Raw genomic sequence first — 23,736 nt, forward strand, 5'->3', positions numbered from 1 at the left:
GCACAGCTGCAGCAGATGCTGCTGGATAGCCAGAGTGCTGCAGTCGGTGGCTCGATCTGGGGCTATGGCGGGCGGGACGACGTGCTGATCGCCGGGCTCGGTGACAAGTACATGGCCGGCCTAGGCGGCAACGACACCTATGTATATTCGTCGGCCGGCGGCAACGACATCGTCTCCGACAGCGAGAACTTCAAGGGCACGCTGCAGTTCACCGATATTGCCTCGACCGGTGTCGTGATATCGCGCCCGAATGGCGGGGCCGACATCGTTTTGACAGTGCTCGCGACTGGTAAGAGCGTCACGATCCAGCGCGAGTTTGGCAACGGTGGACCGCTCAAGGCCATTACATTTTCGGACGGTGTCAGTTGGACTCAGCAGGATATCCTCAACATTCTGGCCGCTGGTCCGATATATGGCACGCCGGGCAACGATACGGTGAACGGGACTGCGAATGACGACATCATCAACGGTCTGGCTGGCAATGATGTGCTGGCGGGAGGTGCCGGCAGCGACACCTACGTCTACGGCATGGGATCGGGCAACGATACCATCAACGAGCTGAGCAGCAACGCCGGCACGGACGTTCTAAAGCTCGCAGGACTTGGTGCATCCGACGTTGTCTTCAGCCGCGCTAGCAACGACTTGATTGTTCAAATCAAGGCAACTGGCGAAACGCTGCGGGTCACAAATCAGTTCAACGGTACCAACGGTATTGAGCAGGTTCTTTTCTCAGACGGCACGATCTGGGACCGGACGGCAATCACAGCGAATGCCTGGGTCAGAGGCACGCCCGGAAACGATTCGATTACCCTGCCTGCTGATGGTGCGACGGTCGTAGCCGGTGCCGGAGACGACACCCTGGGGGTGTCAGGGAACGGCGCTGATACCATCGTCTTTGCAAAGGGAGATGGACACGACACGCTCAACAATCCTGGTTCCGGCTACAACCGGAACGACACGCTGCGGCTGGTGAACATCAATCCGTACGAGGTGACACTCACCCGGTCCGGTGACGCCCTGCTGCTGTCGGTTCCGGGCACGGGAGATTCGTTCAAGGTCAACTTCCAGTTCTGGGGTAACGGAAGCCAGATTCAGGGACTGACGACTATCAACTTCGCAGACGGATCGGTCTGGAACAGATCGGCGATCGCGGACGCCGTGAAGACATTCACCTGGGTCGGTAGCGCCTCGAGCGGGGTCCTGGTCGGTAACGACTACGGACTGAACATCTTCCAGTTCGGAGCCGGCGCCGAGGTCGCCAATGGTGGACAGCTGAACAATGTCTATCAGGTCTCGACGGCGACGGGGCAGGCGACGATCAATCTGCCGTCCTACGTGCAGTCTCGGAACGAGCTGGATTTCACCGGCAGCCTGACCGATCAGAACCTCTGGTTCGTCCAGAACGGCAACGATCTGGAGATCGACGTGCTCGGCAGCAGCACGCGAGTGATGGTCGACAACTGGTTTGCCGGGGCCGCCGGAGAATTGCAGGAAATCACCGCCGGCGGTCTCAAGATCGACAGCCAGATCTCGCAGTTGGTTCAGGCGATGGCGAGCTATTCATCTAGCCATGCCGGTTTCGATCCAACCAACGCCGGGAGCCAGACGGCGCCGAACGATCCAGCATTGCAGGCATCAATCGCAGCTGCTTGGCATGCTTAGGGACTGAGGCCGAGGACATGGCGGTCGGCGCGTCCGAGAAATCGGGCGCGCCGATTTCGTTTCACTATGGTTCTTTGGCGCGTGAAAGCGATTGAACCGACGCGTTGTTGGTTTGGCGGGCAGCTTGCTTTGATCCGCCGAACTCATCCGTTTCTTCGCTGGCGCGCGATCGATCTCCCGGGCGCGTTGTCACGTACGCGGTCGTAGCGCTTTGATCATCGAACGGCGTGCTTCGCCGAACGGGGGGATCAATGCACGCTCAGCCAGCGCAGTTCGGTCGAGTCTCGCGCGGAGCGGGGATGCTGAGGACCGCTTTTGGCGAGCCGGTTCGCAGGTATCTCGCGGATCCGGCCGTGGCCGAGATCATGCTCAATCCGGATGGGCGGCTCTGGGTTGATCGCCTCGCGTCTGGTTTGGCCGACACAGGTGAGACGATGCCCGCCGCCGATGGTGAGCGGATCATTCGTCTCGTAGCCCACCATGTCGGGCTCGAGGTCCACGCGGGAGCGCCCCGCGTGTCCGCAGAATTGCCGGACACGGGCGAACGCTTCGAGGGGCTGCTCCCGCCGGTCGTGGCTGCCCCGACCTTTGCCATTCGTAAGCCGGCAGTCGCCGTGTTCGCGCTCGACGACTACGTGGCTGCCGGGATCGTGAATTCAGCGCAGGCGCGTGACTTGCGAAAGGCTGTCCTCGATCGCCGCAACATCCTGGTGGCCGGCGGGACATCGACCGGCAAGACCACGCTGACGAACGCGCTGCTGGCGGTGGTTGCCGAGACCTGCGATCGCGTGGTGCTGATCGAGGACACCCGCGAGCTGCAGTGCCGCGCGCCCAATCTGGTCGCGCTTCGGACCAAGGACGGCGTGGCGTCGTTATCCGATCTGGTTCGTTCGTCGCTGCGCCTGCGCCCCGATCGCATTCCGATCGGCGAGGTGCGCGGTCCGGAGGCGCTCGACCTCCTGAAGGCCTGGGGCACTGGCCATCCCGGTGGCATCGGGACCATCCACGCGGGCTCGGCAATCGGTGCGCTGCGGCGGCTGGAGCAGCTGATCCAGGAGGCGGTGGTAACCGTGCCGCGTGCTCTGATCGCCGAGACGATCAATGTCATCGCTGTCCTGACGGGGCGCGGCCCCGAGCGACGCCTGAGCGAGCTCGTGCGTGTCGAGGGGCGTTCTGAATCCGGAGACTACATCCTCGCGCCGCTGGGAGATCACTGATGAAGATGCAGATGAGAGCACGACCGGGACGTCTGGCGGTAGGGGGAGTGCTCGCGCTGCTGACCGGCGCTCCTGCTCACGCGGCTGGCTCGAACATGCCATGGGAGCAGCCGCTCAATCAGATTCTGCTGTCGGTCGAGGGACCGGTCGCCAAGATCATCGCGGTGATCATCATCATCACGACGGGGCTGTCGCTGGCATTCGGCGAGACCTCGGGCGGCTTCCGGCGGCTGATCCAGATCGTCTTCGGGCTCTCCATCGCGTTTGCTGCGTCCAGCTTCTTCCTGTCGTTCTTCTCGTTCGGTGGCGGGGTGGTGATCTGATGGATGAGGAGGTCAAAGGCTTCGTCGCTCCGGTCCACCGGTCACTGACCGAGCCGATATTGTTGGGCGGCGCGCCGCGTTCGGTTGCGATCGTGAACGGCACGCTGTCGGCCGCGCTGGGCTTGGGCCTGCGGCTCTGGTTCTTCGGCCTGCTGCTCTGGTTCATCGGTCACATGGTCGCGGTGTGGGCCACGAAGCGCGACCCATCCTTCGTCGACGTCATGCGCCGTCACCTGCGCATTCCCGGTCATCTCGGTCAGTGAGGCCCGTCATGTTCAATCTCGCCGAATATCGCCGCACCAATATCCGCCTTGCGGACTTCCTGCCCTGGGCGGCGCTGGTGGATGAGGGCGTCGTGCTCAACAAGGACGGCTCGCTGCAGCGGACGGCACGGTTTCGCGGACCGGATCTCGAGAGTTCGGTCAAATCCGAGCTGGTTGCGGTTGCCGCGCGTCTCAACAATGCGCTGCGGCGGCTTGGATCCGGGTGGGCCGTTTTCGTCGAGGCGCAGCGTCATTCGGCGGGAGCCTACCCGCCTGGCACATTCCCGGATGCTGCATCCGCCCTGGTCGATGCGGAACGCAAGGCGCAGTTCGAGGAGGAGGGCGCTCACTACGAATCGAGCTGTTATCTGACGTTCCTGTACCTGCCTCCGCGCGAGGATGTGGCGCGTTCCGAACGCGTGCTCTACGAGGGCCATCCGCAGTCGGATGGCGTCAATGGCCGGGAGATCCTGCGCGGCTTCATCGATCGCACCGATCGCGTTCTGCAGTTGATTGCCGGCTTCATGCCGGAATGCGGCTGGCTCGGCGATGAGGCCGTGCTGAGTTATCTGCATTCGACCATTTCGACCCAGCGTCAGCGCGTCCGTGTCCCCGAGATCCCGATGCATCTGGATGGGCTGCTGGCCGATCAGCCGCTCACTTGCGGGCTGGAGCCGATGCTCGGATCAGTCCATTTGCGCGTGCTCACCATCATCGGGTTTCCGTCGGCCACCACGCCGGGGATCCTGGATGATCTGAACCGGCTCGCCTTTGCCTACCGGTGGTCGACCCGCGCCATCATGCTGGACAAGCAGGATGCGGTGAAGCTCGTGACGCGGATCCGCCGGCAATGGTTCGCCAAGCGCAAGTCGATGGCCGCGATCCTGAAGGAGGTCATGACCAACGAGGCGGCGAGCCTCGTGGATACCGACGCCCACAACAAGGCCGTCGACGCCGACGCGGCGCTGCAGGAGCTCGGCTCCGATGACGTCGGCGAGGCCCATGTGACGGCGACCGTGACCGTCTGGGACCCGGACACGGCAAGGGCGGACGAGAAGCTGCGCCTGGTCGAGAAGGTCATTCAGAGCCGCGACTTCACCTGCATGGCCGAGAGCGTGAATGCCGTCGAAGCCTGGCTCGGCAGCCTGCCGGGGCATGGCTACGCCAATGTCCGTCAGCCGCCGCTCTCGACCCTCAATCTTGCGCATATGGTCCCGCTGTCGGCGGTCTGGGCCGGCGAGACGCGCGACCATCACCTGAAGGCTCCGCCGCTGCTGTTTGGCCGCACCGAGGGAGCGACGCCGTTTCGTTTCTCACTCCATGTCGGCGATGTCGGCCATACGCTGGTGGTCGGGCCAACCGGCGCCGGCAAGTCGGTGCTGCTGGCGCTGATGGCGCTGCAGTTCCGACGTTATCCCGGCGCGCAGATCTTTGCCTTCGACTTCGGCGGCTCCATGCGGGTTGCAGCGCTCGCCATGGGCGGCGATTGGCATGACCTCGGCGGGGCGCTATCGACGGAGAGCGAGAGCTCGCTTTCGCTGCAGCCCCTTGCCGGAATCGAGGATGTGGCGGAGCGCGCCTGGGCCGCGGAGTGGATCGCGAGCCTCCTGGCGCGCGAGAAGATCGTGGTCACCCCGGAGGCGAAGGAGCATGTGTGGTCGGCGCTGAGCTCGCTGGCCTCTGCACCGCCGGCGGAACGCACGCTGACTGGTCTTTCGGTCTTGCTGCAATCGAACAGCCTCAAGCGTGCGCTCAAGCCGTATTGCCTCGATGGCGCACATGGCCGGCTGCTCGATGCCGATCACGAGGCGCTCGGCGATGGATCGGTCCAGGCCTTCGAGACCGAAGGGCTGATCGGAACGGCTGCTGCGCCGGCCGTGCTCGCCCATCTGTTTCACCGGATCGCCCGGCGGCTCGATGGCCGTCCGACGCTTCTGATCATCGACGAGGGATGGCTGGCGCTGGACGATGCCGGTTTCGCCGGTCAGCTTCGGGAGTGGCTGAAGACCCTGCGCAAGAAGAACGCTTCGGTCGTATTCGCCACGCAGTCGCTGTCCGACATCGACGGCTCGCCGACCGCACCTTCCATCATAGAGAGCTGCCCGACCCGCATTCTGCTGCCGAATGAGCGCGCGTTCGAGCCGCAGATCATGAGCATCTATCGCCGCTTCGGTCTCAATGATCGTCAGATCGAGCTCGTCAGTCGCGCGGTCCCGAAGCGGGACTATTACTGCCAGTCACGCCGCGGCAACCGCATGTTCGAGCTCGGTCTCGGCGAGGTTGCGCTCGCCTTTGCGGCAGCATCGTCCAAAGCCGATCAGGCCGCCATCTCGGAGGTGTTCAACAGTGCCGGCAAGGAGGCTTTTGCCGCGGCGTGGTTGCGGCACCGCCAGGTCGGCTGGGCAGCTGACGTCATTCCGAGCCTCGATAATCTGGACATGCGCCGATGATCCGCAATCACCGGTGGGGCGTGTCATTCGCGGTGCTGCTTCTGGCCGGGGCAGCGCCGGCGCCGGCTCAGCTCGTCGTCTTCGACCCCAACAACTATGCTCAGAACGTGCTGACCGCTGCACGCGAGCTGCAGCAGATCAACAATCAGATCCTGTCGCTGCAGAACCAGGCGCAGATGCTGATCAACCAGGCAAAGAACCTGGCGAGATTGCCATACTCCTCGCTGGCGCAGTTGCAGCAGTCGATCCAGCGTACGCAGGATCTTCTCAAACAGGCGCAGCGCCTGGCCTACGACGTCCAGCAGATCGATCGCGCCTTTGCGACGACCTATGCGCCGGCGACGGGCAGCGCGGCCGCCCAGGACCTGGTCAACAACGCCCAGTCGCGCTGGCAGACGTCGGTCGCGGCGCTGCAGGATGCGCTGAAGATCCAGGCGGGCGTGGTTGGCAATCTCGATACCGTCAGGAGCCAGTCGGCCGAGCTGGTCGCGGCAAGCCAGGGTGCCACCGGTGCGCTGCAGGTGACCCAGGCGGGCAACCAGATGCTGGCACTGCAGGCGCAGCAGCTCGCCGATCTGACAGCGGCCGTGGTCGCTCAGGGCAGGGCGCAGAGCCTCGACACGGCGCAACGCGCGGCTGCCCAGGATCAGGGCCGCGAGCAGCTGCGGCGTTTCATTGCGCCGGGGCAGGGCTACCAGCCCTCGGACGTGCAGATGTTTCACTGAGAACGAGCGTCGCTCGATCCCTGATCTGGTCCAGCACAGGCTGGAACTGATGGGCGGCGGCTTGAGGAGATTGCGCCATGGCGGGAACGGGGATCATCGACCAGTTCCTCGAGACCTTCACCCGGTCGATCGATAGCGGCTTCGGCCTTGTTGGCGGCGAGGTCAGCTATCTCGCGTCGACGCTGGTGGCCATCGACATCATTTTGGCGGCGCTGTTCTGGGCCTGGGGCGGCGCAGACGAAATCATCGCCCGTCTGGTCAAGAAGACGCTGTTCGTCGGGGTGTTCGCCTATCTCATCGGCAATTGGAACGGCCTCGCCAGGATCGTCTTCGAGAGCTTTGCCGGTCTTGGCCTGAAGGCGTCTGGATCGGCGCTGTCGACGGCGGAATTCCTGCGGCCCGGCCGAATCGCCCAGGTCGGTCTGGACGCCGGGCGCCCGCTCCTGCAGGCGATCTCGAACCTCCTGGGCTACGTCAGCTTCTTCGAAAATTTCGTCCAGATCGCAGTCCTGTTGTTTGCATGGATGGTCGTGCTGCTCGCCTTCTTCATCCTGGCGGTCCAGCTGTTCGTCACCCTGATCGAATTCAAGCTGACGACGCTCGCCGGCTTCGTGCTGATCCCGTTCGGCCTGTTCGGCAAGACCGCCTTTGCCGCCGAACGTGTGCTCGGCAATGTGATCTCGTCCGGCATCAAGGTCCTGGTGCTCGCCGTGACCTCCGGGATCGGCTCGACGCTGTTTGGACAGGTGACGCGAGCCTCGGGCGCCGATCAGCCGACGATCGAGAGTGCGATGGCTCTGGTGCTGGCGTCGCTGTCCTTGCTCGGCCTTGGACTGTTTGGACCCGGCATTGCCAATGGTCTGGTCTCGGGCGGTCCGCAACTCGGCGCTGGCAGTGCCGCTGGTGCGTCACTGGCGGCCGGCGGTCTCCTCGTGGCCGGAGCCGGGCTCGCCGCAGGAGGCGCCGGCCTTGCTGGTGGCGCCATCTCGGGGGCCACGCGCGCCGCAGCCTCGCTTCGATCTGGTGTGTCCGGCGTCTTGCGCGGCGGCGGGAGCGTCGCGGAGGACGCAGCCTCCGTCGCGAGCCCGTTGCGCCAGAAGGTCGCAGCCCAAGGCGGCGGAGCTGAAGGCCAAGGTCGAGCAGAGGGCGGCAACCCGGCCGCCTCACCGCGTTGGGCGCAGCGCGTGAAGGCCCAAGCGATTCACCGCGGTGTGTCCACGACCACCCAGGCCGTGCGCAGTGCCGAGCACGGTGGACACGGCGGCGCCGTCGATCTCTCCGAGGGGAAGTCCTGACATGTTCAAGCGCCCATCCGTTCACTATGGCCGTACGCCCGAGCCGGTCACGCCGTATCAGAAGGCAGCCCAGATCTGGGACGAGCGCATCGGATCGGCGCGGGTCCAGGCCAAGAACTGGCGGCTGGTGGCCTTTGGTTGTCTCGGGCTCGCGGCCGGCTTTGCTTCCGCCCTGATCTGGCAATCGACGCGCGGCACGGTGACGCCGTGGGTGGTCGAGGTCGGCCATCTCGGGGAGGTCCAGCGTGTGGCACCGGCGGTGGCCGACTACATGCCGACCGATCCGCAGGTTGCTTTCCATCTCGCCCGCTTCATCGAGGACATCAGAGGCCTGCCGGCCGACGGCATCGTGCTTCGGCAGAACTGGCTCCGCGCCTATGACTTCACCACCGACCGCGGTGCCGCCGCGCTCAATGACTACGCCCGGTCCAACGATCCTTTCACGAAGCTCGGCAAGATCCAGGTCTCGGTCGAGGTCTCCAGCGTCATCCGCGCCTCGCCCGACAGCTTCCGGATCGCCTGGGTCGAGCGGCGCTATGAGAACGGCGCGTTGAGCGCGACCGAACGCTGGGCCGCGATTGTCACGATCGTACTCGCCATGCCGGACAACGCGGATCGCCTCCGCAAGAATCCGCTCGGCATCTACGTCCATGCCATCAACTGGTCGAAGGAGCTGTCGCAGTGAGCACGACGATCATCCCTATTCTGCGCGCCCGATTGCTGATCGCAGTCGCGGCCATGGTGCCGCTCTGCAACTGCGCGACGACGAAGCCACCGAAGATCAGCTATGACAGCGAAGCACCACCATTGCCGGCACCGCCCGCCAGCCTGGATGACAGGCCGCGGCCGATTCACCTTCCGCCGCCTTGGCACGTCTCGCTCGGCGGCAAAGCGGGGGCCCCGGAAGAAGCCGAGCCGCTCGGCCGCGTCGAGGCGGCCAACAGCGCGGCCCGGGTCGAACCGCGACAGAAGGGCTACTTCAACGCGACGCAGATCTACGCCTATAGTCCCGGCGCGCTCTACCAGATCTATGCGGCACCCGGGCAGATCACCGATATCATGCTCGAGGAGGGGGAGCAGCTCACGGGATCGGGCCCGGTTTCCGCAGGCGATACGGTTCGCTGGGTCGTTGGCGACACCGAGAGCGGTGCGGGCGAGACCCGCCGCGTCCACATCCTGGTCAAGCCGACGCGCGCGGCTCTCGAGACCAATCTCGTCGTCAACACCGACCGGCGAACCTATCTGCTCGAGCTGCGTGCCCGCGACAAGCCCTATATGCCTGCCGTGGCCTGGTACTATCCACAGAATGCCGAGACGAGAGCCCGCCAGCTCGCTCTGAGGCCGGAGCTGCCCAATCCAGCGTTGCGGCGCTTCCGCTATCGCATCGAGGGCGACGACCCGCCGTGGCGGCCCGTCAATGCCTATGACGATGGTCGCAAGGTCTATGTCGAGTTCGCCCCCGGCATCGTGCAGGGTGAGTTGCCGCCATTGTTCGTCATCGGCTCCGATGGCGCGCTGGAAATCGTCAATTACCGCACCTTCCGCAACACCCTGATCGTCGACCGACTGTTTGCCGCGGCCGAACTGCGACTCGGCGCCGACGAACAGCGCAAAGTCAGGATTGTCCGGACCGACGGAGCCTCCTTGTGACGAGCAAGGAGAACGAGGCCCCGCCCTCGCAAGCGCCGTCTGTGGCGGACAAGGCCGAGCGGCGCGCCAGGATCATGCGCCTGAGCGGAGACCTGCCTCCGGTCACGCGGCTGTCGCGCCGTGTCCTGGCCGGCGGCAGCGCACTGGCGTTGCTCGTGATCGGGGGCACCATCATCTGGGCACTGCAGGTCGACGGGCCCAGACAGGCCGGCGTGAACGAGCTCTACAGGACAGAGCATCACGACATCGCTGACGGGCTATCGGCCCTGCCGCGTGACTATGCCGGTCTTCCCAAGAATGTTCCCGCCATCGGGCCGCCGCTGCCCGGCGATCTCGGCAGGCCGATCGTGGCGGCGCAGCAGCAGGCCCTCGCGGCGACGCCCGACCAGGATCAGCTTCGTCAGGAGCAGGAGCGGGAAGCCGCGCGCGTCAGCCGGCTGTTTGCCTCGATCAACGTTCGGGGACCCGAGGCAGCGGCGAGCCTCGCTCACAGCAGTGAACACACGGCGGCGGTGTCCAATCCGGACGACGGGGTCAGCCAGAATGGCCAGGACCGCAAGCAGGCCTTCGTCAATGCACCGGTCGATCGCAGGACGACGAGCCCCGACCGGCTCATCCGGCCGGCATCTGCCTATGTAGTCCAGGCTGGAACCGTCATTGCGGGCGCGCTGATCACGGGGATTCGCTCCGATCTGCCGGGACAGATCACCGCACAGGTCACCGAGAATGTGTTCGATTCTCCGTCGGGACGCGTCCTGCTGGTTCCGCAGGGAGCGCGCTTGATCGGGATCTACGACAGCCAGGTGACGACCGGACAATCGCGCGTGCTCCTGGTCTGGACCAGGTTGATCATGCCCAATGGCCGCTCGATCGTACTCGAACGGCAGCAGGGAGCTGACGCAGCCGGCTATTCCGGTCTGTCCGACGAGGTCGACAATCACTGGGGGCAACTGGTCGGCGTGGCATTGCTCTCGACGCTGCTCTCGGTGGGCGGGGAGGTCAACGCAGGCGCCGATCTGAATACGAACAACGCCGCGATCGTCCAGGCGCTGCGTCGGGGGGGCGGCAACTCCATGAGCCAAACCGGCCAACCGCTCGTCCGTCAGCAAGCCAACATCCAGCCGACCTTGACCGTGCGGCCAGGGTTTCCGGTGCGTGTGATCGTGAATCGCGATCTCGTGCTCGAGCCGTATCAGGGGTGACGGGAAATGACGAAACTCAAGATATCCGCACTGCCCGATGAAAGGCCGGTCAAGCTCACGGTCGAGCTGCCGGCAACGGTCCATCGGGATCTGCAGGCCTATGCGAAGCTTGTGGCTCAAGACGCCGGTCAGCCGGCTCCTGATCCAGCCAGGCTGGCTGCGGTGATGGTGATGCGTTTCATGGCCACCGACAGGGTCTTTGCCAAATCGAAGCGCCGCCGCTGAACCGCTGCGTCATCCAATTTCGGCGAATGGACCCAGCCCGGTCCCCAAGGCTGAAGTCTTCTCCGGCTCCGGCAGACCGCTGATGGCCAGTGCGGGTGACAGGGGGGGTGGTGTCGGCTGGAGCGGCCCGGCGTCCTGCAGCGCCTGCCGGAGTCCCGTACGTTCACGAACCGCGTCCAGGACCGCTGGCGAGACCTCGATATAGGCGGCCTCGATGTCGTGGCCGTGGAGTGCAAGCGTGGGTCCGAGCGGCCGGACCGGGCAGCCGTGGGCTGCAATGACATTCTGGAAGATCCAGACCGGCATGACGCCGAGATATGATGTAATGCCGTTGGCAAGGCCGAATTCCTGACAGGCCTGTATCAGCCGGCCCACCACACTGCGCCGGCCGGCGGCGCTCAATGTACGATCGCAGCCGAATCGCGACGCTTCCCAGATCTGCGCCGAACGAGGCAGTCGCCCATCCACCAGGTTGGGCCACAACGATTCGATCATGTAAGGGCGCACCGTTGGAATGAGCCGTGCTGTGCCCAGAGCCTGTTCGTGCTCGTCGACAACCAGGATATAGGTTGCCGCCGGCGTGTCGAACTCATCATATTCCAAGTCCTGATAATGGGGGACCGTCCACCCCTGGCGCTCGACGAACATCCGGTACCGCAGCCGGTGGTGTGAAATCCACGCCTCGCCATGTCGATGGACTGTGTCCCACTTGATTGAAAGCGTACGCATGAGCCTCTTCCCGTAAACCAAATGACAGAGAGCTAGAGACTAATCGGCACAGCGTCAGCCGGGGAGCTACCTAGTTGAGTAGCTGCTTCGCTCCAGAGTGGCGACAGCTATCGCCGCCTTTTCAGGCGACGACATCTGTTCGATCGTGCCTCAATATCACCTACAATTTGGCGCAATTCTGGGTTGTGATCGGGTGGCGTTTTTGACTTTAGCAAGGCTGACCGTGGCCGATTGAACGAGCCAGCGTGGGATAGCTGCGAAGCTTCAGTTGTGCGCCATGGCAGATGCCTCGCGTGTGAGCGGTCTGCCCGTCACGCATACCCGCAATCCCTCGAACGTTGAGCGAGGTCAAATAATGCCTATTTGGTAGCCTTTTGCCGCGCGGCCTGACCGACGGAGTCGGCCAGATCGTCCGGGCAACGATCCTGGAAGATGTGGAATGTACATGACGTCACGGCTTCCGACGGATCGGCGCATGTGATCCTCAATTGCACGAGGGACTGTATGATGGTATGGTCTACCTCAGGTTGGGGTTGAAGGTTGGACAAGCAAGCGCCTGCTTCTCGCCTTTGTGGGGGCCGACGAGGGGGCAAGAACGGACCGTCGGCGATCGGGACGCCGAGACCGATTCTCTTTCACGATCACATCTGATGCGAAGTTTGCGCAGCTTTGTCTGCCGTGAGGTAGCAATGGACCTCTTCAGCTTCATCGATTGTGCAAACCGCACGCGGTCGCTGTCGGACCTGTTCGATCTCTTGATCGGTTCTGCTGCCGATGAAGGCTTTGGCCAGCTGGCCTATGGTGCCTTGAACTACGAAGAGACGGTACGGCTGCCAGAGCACCCGATGCCGGCCATCGCTCTCAACTTTCCCCTCGATTGGCGAGAGCACTATTTCGAGCGCAGGTATCACGAGATCGATCCGGTCGTCAGGCGAACGGCGTCCTACAGGGGACCGTTCATGTGGGATCAGCTGCTCGAGCAGCAGCTGCAAGATGGCGAACGATTGGTTCTTCATGAGAGCCGCGAAGCCGGTCTCAAGCACGGCGTCAGCGTGCCGCTGTTTGGGCCATCGGGGCGCATCTCTGTTCTATCCTTCGCATCCCGCTTCGATGATGCCGACCCCGTCCGGCATATCAAGCACCTTCACGCCTTGGCGTGTCAGTTCCATGTTGCATTTGGTGAGCTTGCCCAGCCAGCGATGGGCAACAAGTCGATCGAGCTTTCGCCGCGCGAACGCGAATGCCTGAAGTGGACGGCGGAGGGAAAAACATCCTGGGATATCGGAATCATTCTCAAGGTCAGCGAAAACACGATCAATTTTCACCTCAAGAAGGCGATGAGAAAGCTTGGCACGAACAGCCGGACGGTCGCGGTCGTGAGGGCGATAAGGCTTGGTCTCCTCGAGGACTCCGGACTATGCGGCTCATCCATGCCGGTGCGTATCGACACACCACCGTCTAGTGCGACGCCGCCCCTGCCAGTCTGATTGGTGACAGAACGCCGCTTCGGCGCGGCCATGGCAGCCGCCCCGCGCCACGCGTTCCTGGCATGATTGCGCATACCGGCCGGATCGGCCCGAACTCACTAGACCGTGACGTCTGTCACTCGTCAGCAATCCTTGTGCCAGAATATCCCCGATCTGACGACGGATGAGCCACCGATCGCTACCCAAGTTGGTAGCTGCACAACGAAGCGCTCTTGATCTACCAATGAGAGAGCGAGCCGCAAGCGCCTGAATGGCAATCGGCGCGATCGGTCGGCCGAGCTAATTGTATGCGCATCAATACAAGTTGGTCACCTCTGGCGAACGAGGAAGCGATATCATGCAACACGCGACGGAATTGTCTGACAACGCTCGTCCGGTGGGACGCTTTCGTAACACCGCCTATGTGATCAACGAGAGCCGGTCGCATTTCGATGCGGCACATGATGCCGGTCTCATGGCCGTCTATGGCCGTTCGCTGCGCGGCCGCGCCGTGGCGCTTGGCGTTGGCGATCTTAGGAACCGGCATCAGGCGATCGACTTCGTTCGATGCTCCTATCTCGGACTCGACAATCATCCCGTGATCGTGGCTGGCGCAATTGACGCGATTGAAGCGCATCGTTCCTTGCATTGGTCTTGCGCTCGGACCCGTCTCAACTTCGACCTGCTCTCGGAATTGGAAGCAACGCTGTCCGAGATCTTCGCCGCTCGGGTGATTGCATTTTCGACGGTGATGCTGGCCAATCTCGGCGCCATGCCGATCCTGGCCTCCGGCCTTCTGACAGGTGGGATCAAGCCGGTCGTGGCGTTCGATCGCCTGGCCCATATTTCGCTCGCCTATCATAAGCCGGTGGTCGCCGACGAGACCCGGGTCGAAACCATTCCCCACAACGACATTGCGGCGCTGGAGAAACTGTGCCGCGACGAGCCGGTCGTCGCCTATGTCTGTGACGGCGTCTACTCGATGGGGGGACATGCGCCGATCCCGGAACTGCTGAGGCTGCAGCAGCAATATGGACTGTTTCTCTACATCGATGACGCACATGGGGTTTCACTGTTCGGCGACAAGGGCCAGGGTTTCGCGCGCTCGCAGTTTCGCGACGACCTCGGCGATCGCACGATCATTGCTGCTTCGCTTGGCAAGGGATTCGGCGCCTCGGGCGGCGTTCTGATGCTGGGGACGGCTGAGCAGGAAGCTCTGTTCCGGCGATATGCTCTCCCGCATGCATTCTCGGCCGCAGCCAATTTGGCGGCGGTCGGGGCAGCTCTGGGCTCGTGCCAAATTCACCAGTCGGCAGAACTTGGCCAGCGGCAGCGGCGACTAGCCCAGCGTATCAATCTTTTCGATCGGCGGATTTCAACTGCCGATAGCGGCAATTCGCTACCGATCCGGATGATCACGGTCGGCACCGAGGCGGCCGCCATCGTCATGGCGCGTGAATTCCTCGATGCCGGCTTCTACACATCCGTCACCTTTTTTCCAACGGTCGCCCAGGGCAAGGCGGGTATCCGCGTTTGCCTCACGGCTGATCACGACGTCGAAGACGTCGAACGGCTCTGCGCCTGCATTCTGGCCAAGAGCCCTCCGGCATCGCGTCAGCCCGAAACAGTGGCCGGGTTGGCCTGATTGCCACGAGCGCGGGGGCTCAGGGGCGACGCCTTGCAGTGGGGCCGTTGGAGACAGGCGATGCAGAGACGAGAACGTCAGAATGTCATTGCGAACGCCGGCCGCGCTCGCCGCGGCAGCACATGCGGGCTGCCACATGCGTCTGGCGACGATCAGATCGTCATGCGCCGGGCGATACTGCGCAGCCGGCGCACTCCGGCTCCTTCGCTCGCCGAGGGCACATTCAGCCGGCTTCGACACATGCTGATCGTGGGCGAGGTCCGACCGGGTCAGCAGATGACCTTGGGGGGTCTGGCGCGTCAGCTCGGGACGAGTCCAACGCCTGTCCGGGATGCCTTGTCACGCCTTGCGGCCGCAGATGCCGTCCAGCAGAGTCGCGAGCTCGGTGTCATCGTGGCCATCCTTGGAGATGGCGAACTGGAAGAGCTGCACCGGCTGCGCGTCGCCGTCGAAGGCCTGGCATTTGCGAATGCTGCGGAGGTCCACCGCAAGGCCGATTGGCGCAGTTTCAAGCTGCTCCATACCGACGTCTGCAGGGCCGCCGAAGCCGGGCAGGCGGTGCAGTTTGCCAAGGCGGTCTGGGCCTTGCGCATGGCTCTTCTCGGCTTGTCCGAACCGAGTGTCTTGTCGACGTTCGTCGACCGAATCTGGTGCCGATTCGGACCAACCTTCACGCACAAGTGCGCGGACCATGGCACCCGCCGAGAAGTGACCATGCTGCTCGGCGAGATCGTCGCGACGATCGGCCGGCGCGATCGATCGGGAGCTGAGAGGGCAGTGATCGCCGAGATCGACTGCCGAGAAATGTATCGCACCAGTGGGGCGAATCGCGATCTGCCGGCACCGCCGCTCGTACCGAGCGCCGGGCCAGGCTCTGCGGCTGCGAGCCGTTTTCAATCGGGGGCTGATCATGTTTAGGCGCTGGCAAAGGCGGCCAATCGGTTCGAACTGGGGCGACTTCGGTGATGATGACGAGCTCGGCCGGCTCAACTATCTCACTGCCGACGTCCGCAGGCGGGCGGTGCGGTGCGTCCAAGAGGGGCTGACATTCTGTCTCAGTCTTCCTCTCAACCTGCCAGGCGGAACCGTCATCCACCGACTTCGACAGCCGCCAAGATTGTCCGCACTTGCCCGTGGCGAAGACGGCGCACTCAACTACAATTATCCGCTCGCCAACGAGCAGCCAGGAGCGACCGATATCGTGAGCGACGACGTGGTGACGCTCGCAACGCAGTATTCAACCCATTGGGACACGTTTGCTCATGTTGGTCAGAGCTTCGATGTCGATGACGACGGCGTTCCCATACCGCTTTATTATAACGGTTGGCGCGCTGGACGCGATGTCGCGGCGCCAGATCCCGAGACAGGAGCAGCACGAACGCTCCGACTCGGCGTCGACACCATGGCACGTGCCTGTATCCAGGGGCGGGGCGTTCTCATCGATCTGTGTCATCACCTCGGACGCGATCGGCACCTGGTCGGCTATGACGATTTGATGCGGATCGTCGAGGCTGACAGGGTGGAGGTCGAACGCGGCGACCTCGTGTGCCTGTATTCGGGCTTTGGTGATCTGGTCCTCGCGGCTTCCGGCGCTCTCGATCCTGCTGATGCGCATCCTGCGCGCTGTCCGGAGCTCGACGGCCGTGACCAGAAGCTGCTGCGATGGATCGACGACACCGGCTTGTCGGCTTTGATTTCGGACAACATCGGCGTCGAGGCCCTGCCAGCGCGGCCTGACCATCACGATCGGCACGCGACGCTGCCGCTCCACGAGTTCTGCCTGTTCAAGGTCGGGATCGCATTGGGCGAGCTCTGGTACCTGTCGGAGCTTGCGGGATGGTTGAGAAGTCACGATCGGCGTTGCTTTCTTCTGACCGCACCGCCGTTGCGGCTGCCTGGCGCGGTCGGGTCTCCGGTCACGCCGGTCGCGACGGTCTGATCATGTCGCAAGCGCAGGCCCTATCGATCGCGGCAGACCGCGACAGGGTGGCCCTGATCACCGGGGGGGCCAGTGGAATTGGTTTGGCGATTGTGCGACTTCTTCTCGAAGGCGGCATCCGCGTTGCGTTCGTGGCCAGACAGGAGGACCATGTCGCCCGAGCGCTCGATCATCTCGGTCGCGATCAAGCTCGGCTGATTGCTGACGCGATCGACGTTACCTGCGAACAGAAGATGGCGGCGTTCATTGATCGGGTGCGCCGGCAATGGGATGATGTGACGATACTGGTGAACAACGCCGGCATCTCACCCAAGCGCAGCGATCCAACAGCTCCTTGGATGATGCAGACGTCGGTGCAGGAATGGCAGAGCGTCATCGCCGTCAACCTGAATGGACCCTTCATGCTGACCCGCCTGGTCGCTCCGGCCATGATCCGCAGGCGTATGGGGCGCATCGTCAACATCGGCTCGCTTGCAGGACGGGCGGTCCCGCATATCGCTGGTCCGCATTATGCCGCCTCAAAGGCCGGCCTCGTCGGTCTCACCCGTGCGGCGGCCCGCGACCTTGCTCCGTTCGGCATCACCGTCAACTGCGTTGCCCCTGGTCGCATCTTGAGCGATATGGCGGGGGCCGCAGACAGCGAGGTCAACCGTGCTGCATTGAGCCGGATCCCGCTGGGGCGCTTCGGAACGGCCGACGAGGTTGCGGGACTCGTCGGCTTTCTCGTCTGCTCTCCGGCCGCGGCGTTCCTGACCGGAGCAACACTCGACATTACCGGTGGTGAATTCGCCGCGTGACGGATCACATCGCCGGCTCGATCTGCACCGGTCGGTCGAGCGTACCATCGTAGAGCGACAAGGGCGGGTGAGCATCAGCTGCGCTGATCACATCGATCAAACAGGGCTGCCGCGCGGCCAATGCGGTCTCGAGCGCAGCTGCAAGCTCGGCGGGGACGGTGACCCGAATCGCAGCGCAGCCGCAGGCCCGTGCGATGTCGGAATGTGACACCGGGCCAAGCTGGCAAGCGCTGGTGAACCGGCCGAACTTCGCAGTTTCGGCATCCTTCTGATAGCCAAGTACTCCGTTGTTGAGCACGATGACGACCACGGCGATGTTGCTGCGCACCATGGTTTCGAGTTCGGCCCAGCTGTGGGCAAATCCACCGTCACCCACCACCGCGACGACCGGGTGCTCAGGTTCGGCCAGCTTGGCGCCCATCGCCAGAGGCAGGCCCCAGCCCAGCCCCGCAAGTCCACGCGGTGTGATGAAACGCATCCCCGGCCGCAAACTGCGCAACTGGCCGACGATCCACATGGAGGCGTAGCTCGCATCCGCGACGACGACCGTCTCGGGCGTGAGGTGACTCTGAAGTTCCTTCATGATCCGTTCGGGACGGATTGGGGTCTTGTTCGTTTCCCTCATCGGGGCGCGGTCGATCTCGAATTGACGCCATGCCGCCGCGATGCGCCTCTCGAGCTCGGCCCGTTGTCGCTGCCGCATCCGGAGATCGCGGGCTTGTGTCGCCGAGCACAGCAGCTCTAGCGTCGTGGTGGCATCACCGACCAGGCGAAGCGCCTGGTAGTTGCGCCCGATTTCCTGCGGATCGATGTCGATATGAATGAGCTTGGCGCTCGGTGAAATCAGTCGCCAGCTGTCGGTTCCGTTCTGGTTGGTGCGCGAGCCTACCAGGAGCACGGCGTCGGCCTCGTCGAGCAGCGGGCGCATATGCCGCCCAAGGGAGCCGGGGCCGTTCAAGGCGCCCAGCACGCCACATGACAACGGATGCTGCTCGTCGACGCTTCCTTTGCCCATATTGGTCGTGAAGACGGGCAGGTGAGCGATGGTCTGCAGCCGTGCCAGGGCTTCAGCAGCGCCTTTGGACGCGGCGCCGCCACCTGCCACGACCACCGGCGAACGCGCTGTGGCAATCATGTCGGCCGCGGCTTCGACGAGGTCTCTCGACGGGCCAGTCCGATCGATCGGCCAATGGCCGTAGCTGGCGTTCCGCTGCAGTCGCGGCGTGATGGCGCGTTCGCGCAAGAGATCGGCGGGCAGCAGCAGAACAGCCGGTCCGGGACGTCCGCTTCCTGCGGCAACGAAGGCGCCGTCGACATAGTCGTCGACGCGATCTGCGGTCAGCATGCGACGAACAGATTTGGCGCAAGGCGCAAACAGCGCGATGTGATCGAGATCCTGGAACGCGTTGCGGTCCAGCTGGGGACGTTCCACGTCTTGAACCAGCGCCACAATCGGAATGCTGGCCTTGTAAGCTTCGGCCAGCGGCGGCACCAGAAGTGTTGCGGCGGGACCATTCTGTGCAGCGACGACGGCGATGCGCCCAGAAACACGGGCGTAACCATCTGCCATCGCGCCGCCCATGTTCTCCTGGCGGTAGGCAATTTGTCTGATGCCGATCGCTTCTGCCGCAAGGATGACGGCCGAAGGAAGGCTCTGGGCAAAGATGATGTCGACGCCGTGGCGCTTCAGCGCCATCGCGATCCGCTCGGCGACGGTCATGTTCTCGTTCTGATTCATGGCTGATCCCACTCGAAGCTCTGCGCCACATCCGACAGAAAATGTTCAAAGACCTGCCCGACCAGATCGACGTCTCCGTCCACCATCGGGGTCGAAAGGCACGCGGCAGCGCCGTTCGGCAGAATGATGCCCTCTGCCGCGAAGTAACGCGTCATCTCCGTCATGATGGCCGCTTCGCGTGGCGACCAGAACGCCTCGCGAAAATCTCGCGGCGGCCGCCGCTTCGGGTGAATACGGAACAGTGACGCGGCTCCTGTGATCGAGAAGGCGACTTGCCATCGTTCGATTGCCTGCCTCAGGCGGCTCCGGAGCAGATCGCCAAGCCGCTCCAGATGGACAAAGGCTGCCTGATCAAGGTTCTGCATCGCGACCAGGCCGGCGGTCATCGACATTGGATTGGCCGAGAATGTTCCCCCTTGCGGGACGGCCGGCCGGCTTTGGCCGGCGTCGAACATGCTCATCACCGACGCGCGCCCCGCAATCGCCCCGATCGGGAGGCCTCCGCCGATGATCTTGCCGAGCGTATAGAGGTCTGGCTCCAGACCGTAGCGTGCAGACGCTCCAGCAAGCCCCTGCCGGAAGTTCAGCACCTCGTCGCTGATGATGAGGATGCCGTGAGCTCGGGCGGTCGACTGAATGGCGGCGATAAATTCCGGATCCGGTGCAATCAGGCCAGCGCGGCTCGGCATCGGATCGATGACGATGGCGGCCAGCGAATCGGCGTTGTGCTCGATCCGTTCCACCGCTCCCTGCACGTCGTTGAAACGCAGCGGTACCACTTCCTTCAACACCGAAGTGGGTTGCCCCTTGTAGTAGGAAACGGATTGAGGCTCGGCTGCATCGCCCCAGTTGCCGGGCCCGCTGGACTGGCTCACCTCGACCCAGTCATACGCTCCGTGATAGGCGCCCTCGATCTTGGCGATCGCCGGCCGTCCGGTCCACGCGCGCGCCGCCTTGATCGCAAACATCACCGCTTCGGTGCCGGTGTTGCAGAAGCGGATGCGTTCGATGGCGGCGACGCGCCCGCAGATCAGTTCTGCAAGCTCGATCTCTCGTTCGGTCGGATTGGCAAAGCACGTTCCGTCACGCAATTGACGTTCGAGCGCAGACACGACGGGACCGAAGGCATGACCGTGGATCAGGGTGGTGAAGTTGGCATTCAAGTCGAGAAATCTTCGGCCGTCGGCGTCGAAGACATAAGCCCCGGACCCGTGACTTACATAGCGGGGAAGCGGATCACGTTCGATGGTGACGCGGGTCGTGCCATCGGGAAAGACGCAGCTCGCGCGCCGAAAGGCATCTTGGGATCTGGGTCCCACCTGGGTAGGCCCGGTCTGCCTGGCGGGAGCCTGAGGCAGGGCTGATTGGATGGTCATCATGGCTCTCGCTCAAATGAAGTGAGCCATGACTAGGCGCGTTTGATGTTTGATGCAACAAATTTATTGTTGGAGACGTCCTCTATTCCACGCGTGTCGCGAGCCGCCGGTATCCGTCCCGAATGTCCTTTTCGATTGCGGCCTGAACGCGGGTTGCGTCCCCAGTCTCCAGGCCCGCAATCGCCTCCATGTGATTGCTCACGCCCACTCTGGAGGTCGCGAATTCCGGATAGAGGTCGTTCAGCGAGGGGCCGATGCGGACCCAGAGCGATTCGATCATCGCAGTCAGGCGCGGCATGTTTGCGCTCTGATAGATCAGGAAATGAAACGCCTTGTTGGCCTTGAGGGCAGCAGAATAATTGCCTGCGTCGAGTGCCGAATTGATCTGATTTTGCAGCATCTTGAGTTGGTCGACGGACCCTTTCGGCAGGTTCGCCGAAGCGGTCCGTGCCGCCAGTGCCTCGAGCACCAGGCGGATCGCGGTCACCTCATCCAGGGCGGCCTTCGTCAAAGGTGGAACGATGACGGTCTTCGGACCCGCATTGACCAGCGCGCCCTCGCCGATCAGCCGCATGATGGCGTCACGCGCCGGGGTCGTGCTGACCTCGAGGGCCTGCGCGACGGCGCGTACCGTGAGTTTTTGTCCAGCCGAAAACTCACCCCGCACGATCGCCTCCTTGAGTGAGGCGTAGGCGAGTTCGCCAAGGCTGGTCTGGCGGTCGATCGGCACGAGGGGCATCTCGGCCGCCGATTTCGATGCGGCGTCGGTCAGGTCTGAGAACATGGCCGCACTCTGAGTGGACTGGAGGCGGATTTCAAGCGCCAGGAGGCTATTTGGTGCATCATTCTCGTGCGTGGGCACTCACGATGCGCCACAACCCACCAAGGTCTCTAGCTGGCCGCGCCAAACATACCCTTGACATAACAAATTTGTTGTCTGATACATCAAAAAGAGGGTGGTGGTACTATGGACAGTGAAATGAGGGGCGGGTTTCGCGTCGGTGTCGATATCGGTGGAACCTTCACCGACGTGAGCATCGTCGATGGGGCGGGGCAGGTGCATGCAACCAAGTCCCCGAGCATGCCGTCTGATCCCGCCAAAGGTGTGGTTGCAGCGCTGGGGCGTGCAGCTTCCGAGCTTGGCCTGACGCTTCAGCTGTTGTTGTCGCGTACCGATCTGTTCGTGCACGGCTCGACAATCGCAACCAACACTTTGCTGGAGAGAACGGGATCGGTCGTCGGTCTGCTCGGCACCGAGGGATTTCGCGATACCATCGAGATCAGACGAGGTTGGCGGGACAATCCCTGGGATCATCGTACTCCCTGGCCAGATCCGATCGTGCCGAGGCACCGGCGACTCTCTGTCGTCGAGCGCATGGATGCGGAGGGAAATGCGGTCATCCCGCTGGATCCGGCGTCTGTCCGCCGCGCGCTCGACCGGATGCGCTCGTACGGCGTCGAGTCCGTCGCCGTCTGCCTGCTCCACAGCTATCGCAATTCCGATCATGAGCAGCGATGCCGTGACATCATCTCGGAGCATGCTCCGGAGCTGTGGGTGACGCTATCGAGCGAACTCGCGCCTGTTGTCGGTGAATACGAGCGAGCCTCAACCTCGGTCATCAATGCCTATGTGGCGCCGCGCGTCGTGCCCTATCTCAATGGACTCGAGCGCGAGCTCCGGGCCATGGGCCTGCGCGCGCTGTTGGTGGTTCAGAGCAATGGCGGCGTCGTGTCAGTGGCCCAAATTGCTCGGCACCCCGTAGCGATGCTGCTGTCCGGTCCCGCCGCGGCTGCCGGTGCTCTCAGCCATTTTCAGGCGGAGGCCGGCACCGATCATCTGATCTCGCTCGAAGTCGGGGGTACGAGCTGCGACGTGATGATGGTCAATGCGGGCGAGATCGGTATGACCGATCTTCTGGATATCGAACGTCTGCGCGTCTCGGTGCCATCGGTTGAAATCACGACCGTCAGTGCCGGCGGCGGTTCGATCGCCAGCGTGGACGACGGAGGGCTGCTCTGTGTCGGTCCACGCGGAGCGGGATCCAATCCGGGGCCGGCCTGCTACGAGCGTGGCGGCATGCATCCCACCGTGACAGATGCGCAACTGCTGCTCGGCAGGCTGCGGCCTGGCGCGCAGGGCGGCGGGGCGATCATGCTCAATCGCTGGCTGGCGGAAGAGGCCATCCGGAAGCAGATTGCCGAGCCGCTCGGCTTGCAGCCTTTCGAGGCGGCCGTTGGCATCATTCGGCTGGCGGAGCAGACGATGCTGCACGCTGTCGAAAATGTCAGCATCGAGAAGGGGCTGGATCCGCAGCGCTTTACCCTTGTTGCCGGAGGCGGAGCCGGCGCGCTGCATGCGAGCAGCATTGCGCGCCTCGCGCGCTGCCAGAACGTCTTCATACCTCGCCTGGCGGGAATATTATGCGCGTTCGGAATGTGCAACACCGACCTGCGCTGCGATCTGCAGCGGAGCATTCCGATCGCCCTGGAGCAGCAACATCGCGGCATCCTCGACGGACTGACGGTGCGTCTGATCGCACAGGCAGCAGCGCTGCTGGAAGCGGAAGGCTTCGGACCCGAACGCCGGCGCTTCCTCACCCAATGGCATCTGCGATATTTTGGGCAGCAGTCATCGATCCCGATCACCGTGTCTGACGACGAGCCGATTGCCGCGATCATCGAGCGGTTTGAAGCGGAGCATCGACGCATGTTCGGTCATACCCAGCCGGATGGCCGTCATCAGGTGGTGTCGATCAAGGTCAGCGGGTTCGGGCTTCTCGCGCGGCTGCAGTCCCAAGCCTTGAAGTTCGCCGGCCGCTCTGTGGCTGATCCTGAGGAGCGCCGCGAAATCTGGGTCGATGCCGAGCATGACTGGAGAGACGTTCCGGTCTTCAAGGGCAGCGCGCTTGCGCCCCACAGGCTGTTGGACGGACCTGCCATCGTCGAGGAAAGCACCACCACGATCCTGGTGGGCGCGCGTGACCGGCTCCGTGTGACATCCGGCGGCAACTACATCATCGAGCTTCAATAAGGG

21 protein-coding genes are annotated in these 23,736 nt (G+C 63.5%); 17 read left to right on the plus strand and 4 right to left on the minus strand.

Annotated features, from left to right (window positions below; all coding sequences use genetic code 11):
• From ACQR1B_RS26110 to ACQR1B_RS26160, 11 genes are all read left to right on the plus strand, one after another.
• Positions 1–1,662 (plus strand): calcium-binding protein (locus ACQR1B_RS26110; RefSeq protein ID WP_434834937.1); only part of this gene is annotated, 1,662 nt, incomplete at its 5' end.
• Positions 1,663–1,913: 251 nt separating this feature from the next.
• Positions 1,914–2,879 carry a P-type conjugative transfer ATPase TrbB gene (trbB, locus tag ACQR1B_RS26115; RefSeq protein WP_434834938.1) on the plus strand — a complete coding sequence of 322 codons (966 nt, stop codon included), beginning with the start codon at positions 1,914–1,916 and terminating at the stop codon, positions 2,877–2,879.
• Between the two features lie 11 nt (positions 2,880–2,890).
• Positions 2,891–3,202: a TrbC/VirB2 family protein gene (locus ACQR1B_RS26120; protein WP_434835104.1), complete on the plus strand. Its 312-nt coding sequence runs from the start codon at positions 2,891–2,893 to the stop codon at positions 3,200–3,202.
• Positions 3,202–3,465, plus strand: coding sequence for a VirB3 family type IV secretion system protein (locus tag ACQR1B_RS26125; protein ID WP_434834939.1), 264 nt, complete (start codon positions 3,202–3,204; stop codon positions 3,463–3,465). Before ACQR1B_RS26120 ends, ACQR1B_RS26125 begins: the two co-directional genes overlap by 1 nt.
• An 8-nt stretch (positions 3,466–3,473) precedes the next feature.
• Positions 3,474–5,915 (plus strand): conjugal transfer protein TrbE, encoded by a 2,442-nt coding sequence (gene trbE, locus ACQR1B_RS26130; protein WP_434834940.1) that lies wholly within the window; start codon positions 3,474–3,476, stop codon positions 5,913–5,915.
• On the plus strand, positions 5,912–6,640 hold the full coding sequence (trbJ, locus tag ACQR1B_RS26135) for a P-type conjugative transfer protein TrbJ (protein WP_434834941.1): 729 nt from the start codon (positions 5,912–5,914) through the stop codon (positions 6,638–6,640). The genes trbE and trbJ overlap by 4 nt, the downstream gene beginning before the upstream one ends.
• Positions 6,641–6,717: 77 nt before the next feature.
• Positions 6,718–7,935 carry a P-type conjugative transfer protein TrbL gene (gene trbL, locus ACQR1B_RS26140; protein WP_434834942.1) on the plus strand — a complete coding sequence of 406 codons (1,218 nt, stop codon included), beginning with the start codon at positions 6,718–6,720 and terminating at the stop codon, positions 7,933–7,935.
• 1 nt (position 7,936) lies between these two features.
• Positions 7,937–8,620, plus strand: coding sequence for a conjugal transfer protein TrbF (gene trbF / locus ACQR1B_RS26145; protein ID WP_434834943.1), 684 nt, complete (start codon positions 7,937–7,939; stop codon positions 8,618–8,620).
• Between the two features lie 53 nt (positions 8,621–8,673).
• The gene (trbG, locus tag ACQR1B_RS26150; RefSeq protein WP_434835105.1) at positions 8,674–9,585 is read left to right on the plus strand and encodes a P-type conjugative transfer protein TrbG; all 912 of its coding nucleotides are present in this window, start codon (positions 8,674–8,676) and stop codon (positions 9,583–9,585) included.
• On the plus strand, positions 9,582–10,787 hold the full coding sequence (locus tag ACQR1B_RS26155; protein WP_434834944.1) for a TrbI/VirB10 family protein: 1,206 nt from the start codon (positions 9,582–9,584) through the stop codon (positions 10,785–10,787). Before trbG ends, ACQR1B_RS26155 begins: the two co-directional genes overlap by 4 nt.
• Positions 10,788–10,793: 6 nt before the next feature.
• Complete coding sequence (locus ACQR1B_RS26160) at positions 10,794–11,012, plus strand: DUF2274 domain-containing protein (RefSeq protein ID WP_434834945.1); 219 nt, start codon at positions 10,794–10,796, stop codon at positions 11,010–11,012.
• Between the two features lie 9 nt (positions 11,013–11,021).
• Here the strand turns inward: ACQR1B_RS26160 and ACQR1B_RS26165 are convergent, their stop codons facing one another.
• Positions 11,022–11,741 carry an acyl-homoserine-lactone synthase gene (locus ACQR1B_RS26165; RefSeq protein WP_434834946.1) on the minus strand — a complete coding sequence of 240 codons (720 nt, stop codon included), beginning with the start codon at positions 11,739–11,741 and terminating at the stop codon, positions 11,022–11,024.
• Positions 11,742–12,430: 689 nt separating this feature from the next.
• Here ACQR1B_RS26165 and ACQR1B_RS26170 point away from each other — a divergent pair.
• From ACQR1B_RS26170 to ACQR1B_RS26190, 5 genes are all read left to right on the plus strand, one after another.
• Positions 12,431–13,228 (plus strand): helix-turn-helix transcriptional regulator, encoded by a 798-nt coding sequence (locus ACQR1B_RS26170; RefSeq protein ID WP_434834947.1) that lies wholly within the window; start codon positions 12,431–12,433, stop codon positions 13,226–13,228.
• A 337-nt stretch (positions 13,229–13,565) separates the two neighbouring features.
• Positions 13,566–14,852: an aminotransferase class I/II-fold pyridoxal phosphate-dependent enzyme gene (locus ACQR1B_RS26175; protein ID WP_434834948.1), complete on the plus strand. Its 1,287-nt coding sequence runs from the start codon at positions 13,566–13,568 to the stop codon at positions 14,850–14,852.
• A 60-nt stretch (positions 14,853–14,912) separates the two neighbouring features.
• Positions 14,913–15,770, plus strand: a complete 858-nt coding sequence (locus tag ACQR1B_RS26180) for a GntR family transcriptional regulator (protein ID WP_434834949.1) — start codon at positions 14,913–14,915, stop codon at positions 15,768–15,770.
• The gene (locus ACQR1B_RS26185; RefSeq protein WP_434834950.1) at positions 15,763–16,791 is read left to right on the plus strand and encodes a cyclase family protein; all 1,029 of its coding nucleotides are present in this window, start codon (positions 15,763–15,765) and stop codon (positions 16,789–16,791) included. The genes ACQR1B_RS26180 and ACQR1B_RS26185 overlap by 8 nt, the downstream gene beginning before the upstream one ends.
• 2 nt (positions 16,792–16,793) lie before the next feature.
• Positions 16,794–17,588 carry an SDR family NAD(P)-dependent oxidoreductase gene (locus ACQR1B_RS26190; protein ID WP_434834951.1) on the plus strand — a complete coding sequence of 265 codons (795 nt, stop codon included), beginning with the start codon at positions 16,794–16,796 and terminating at the stop codon, positions 17,586–17,588.
• Between the two features lie 4 nt (positions 17,589–17,592).
• On the opposite strand, the gene ACQR1B_RS26195 is transcribed toward ACQR1B_RS26190, so the two are convergent.
• From ACQR1B_RS26195 to ACQR1B_RS26205, 3 genes are all read right to left on the minus strand, one after another.
• Entirely contained in the window at positions 17,593–19,326 is a 1,734-nt protein-coding gene (locus tag ACQR1B_RS26195; RefSeq protein WP_434834952.1) for an acetolactate synthase catalytic subunit, read from the minus strand.
• Positions 19,323–20,702 (minus strand): aspartate aminotransferase family protein, encoded by a 1,380-nt coding sequence (locus ACQR1B_RS26200; RefSeq protein ID WP_434835106.1) that lies wholly within the window; start codon positions 20,700–20,702, stop codon positions 19,323–19,325. Before ACQR1B_RS26200 ends, ACQR1B_RS26195 begins: the two co-directional genes overlap by 4 nt.
• An 82-nt stretch (positions 20,703–20,784) precedes the next feature.
• Complete coding sequence (locus tag ACQR1B_RS26205) at positions 20,785–21,486, minus strand: GntR family transcriptional regulator (protein ID WP_434834953.1); 702 nt, start codon at positions 21,484–21,486, stop codon at positions 20,785–20,787.
• Positions 21,487–21,669: 183 nt separating this feature from the next.
• On the opposite strand from ACQR1B_RS26205, the gene ACQR1B_RS26210 reads away from it, so the two are divergent.
• Complete coding sequence (locus ACQR1B_RS26210; protein WP_434834954.1) at positions 21,670–23,733, plus strand: hydantoinase/oxoprolinase family protein; 2,064 nt, start codon at positions 21,670–21,672, stop codon at positions 23,731–23,733.
• Positions 23,734–23,736: the final 3 nt, after the last annotated feature.

It is taken from the genome of Bradyrhizobium oligotrophicum (assembly GCF_051168495.1).
In the GTDB taxonomy this organism is placed as follows: domain Bacteria; phylum Pseudomonadota; class Alphaproteobacteria; order Rhizobiales; family Xanthobacteraceae; genus Bradyrhizobium; species Bradyrhizobium oligotrophicum_A.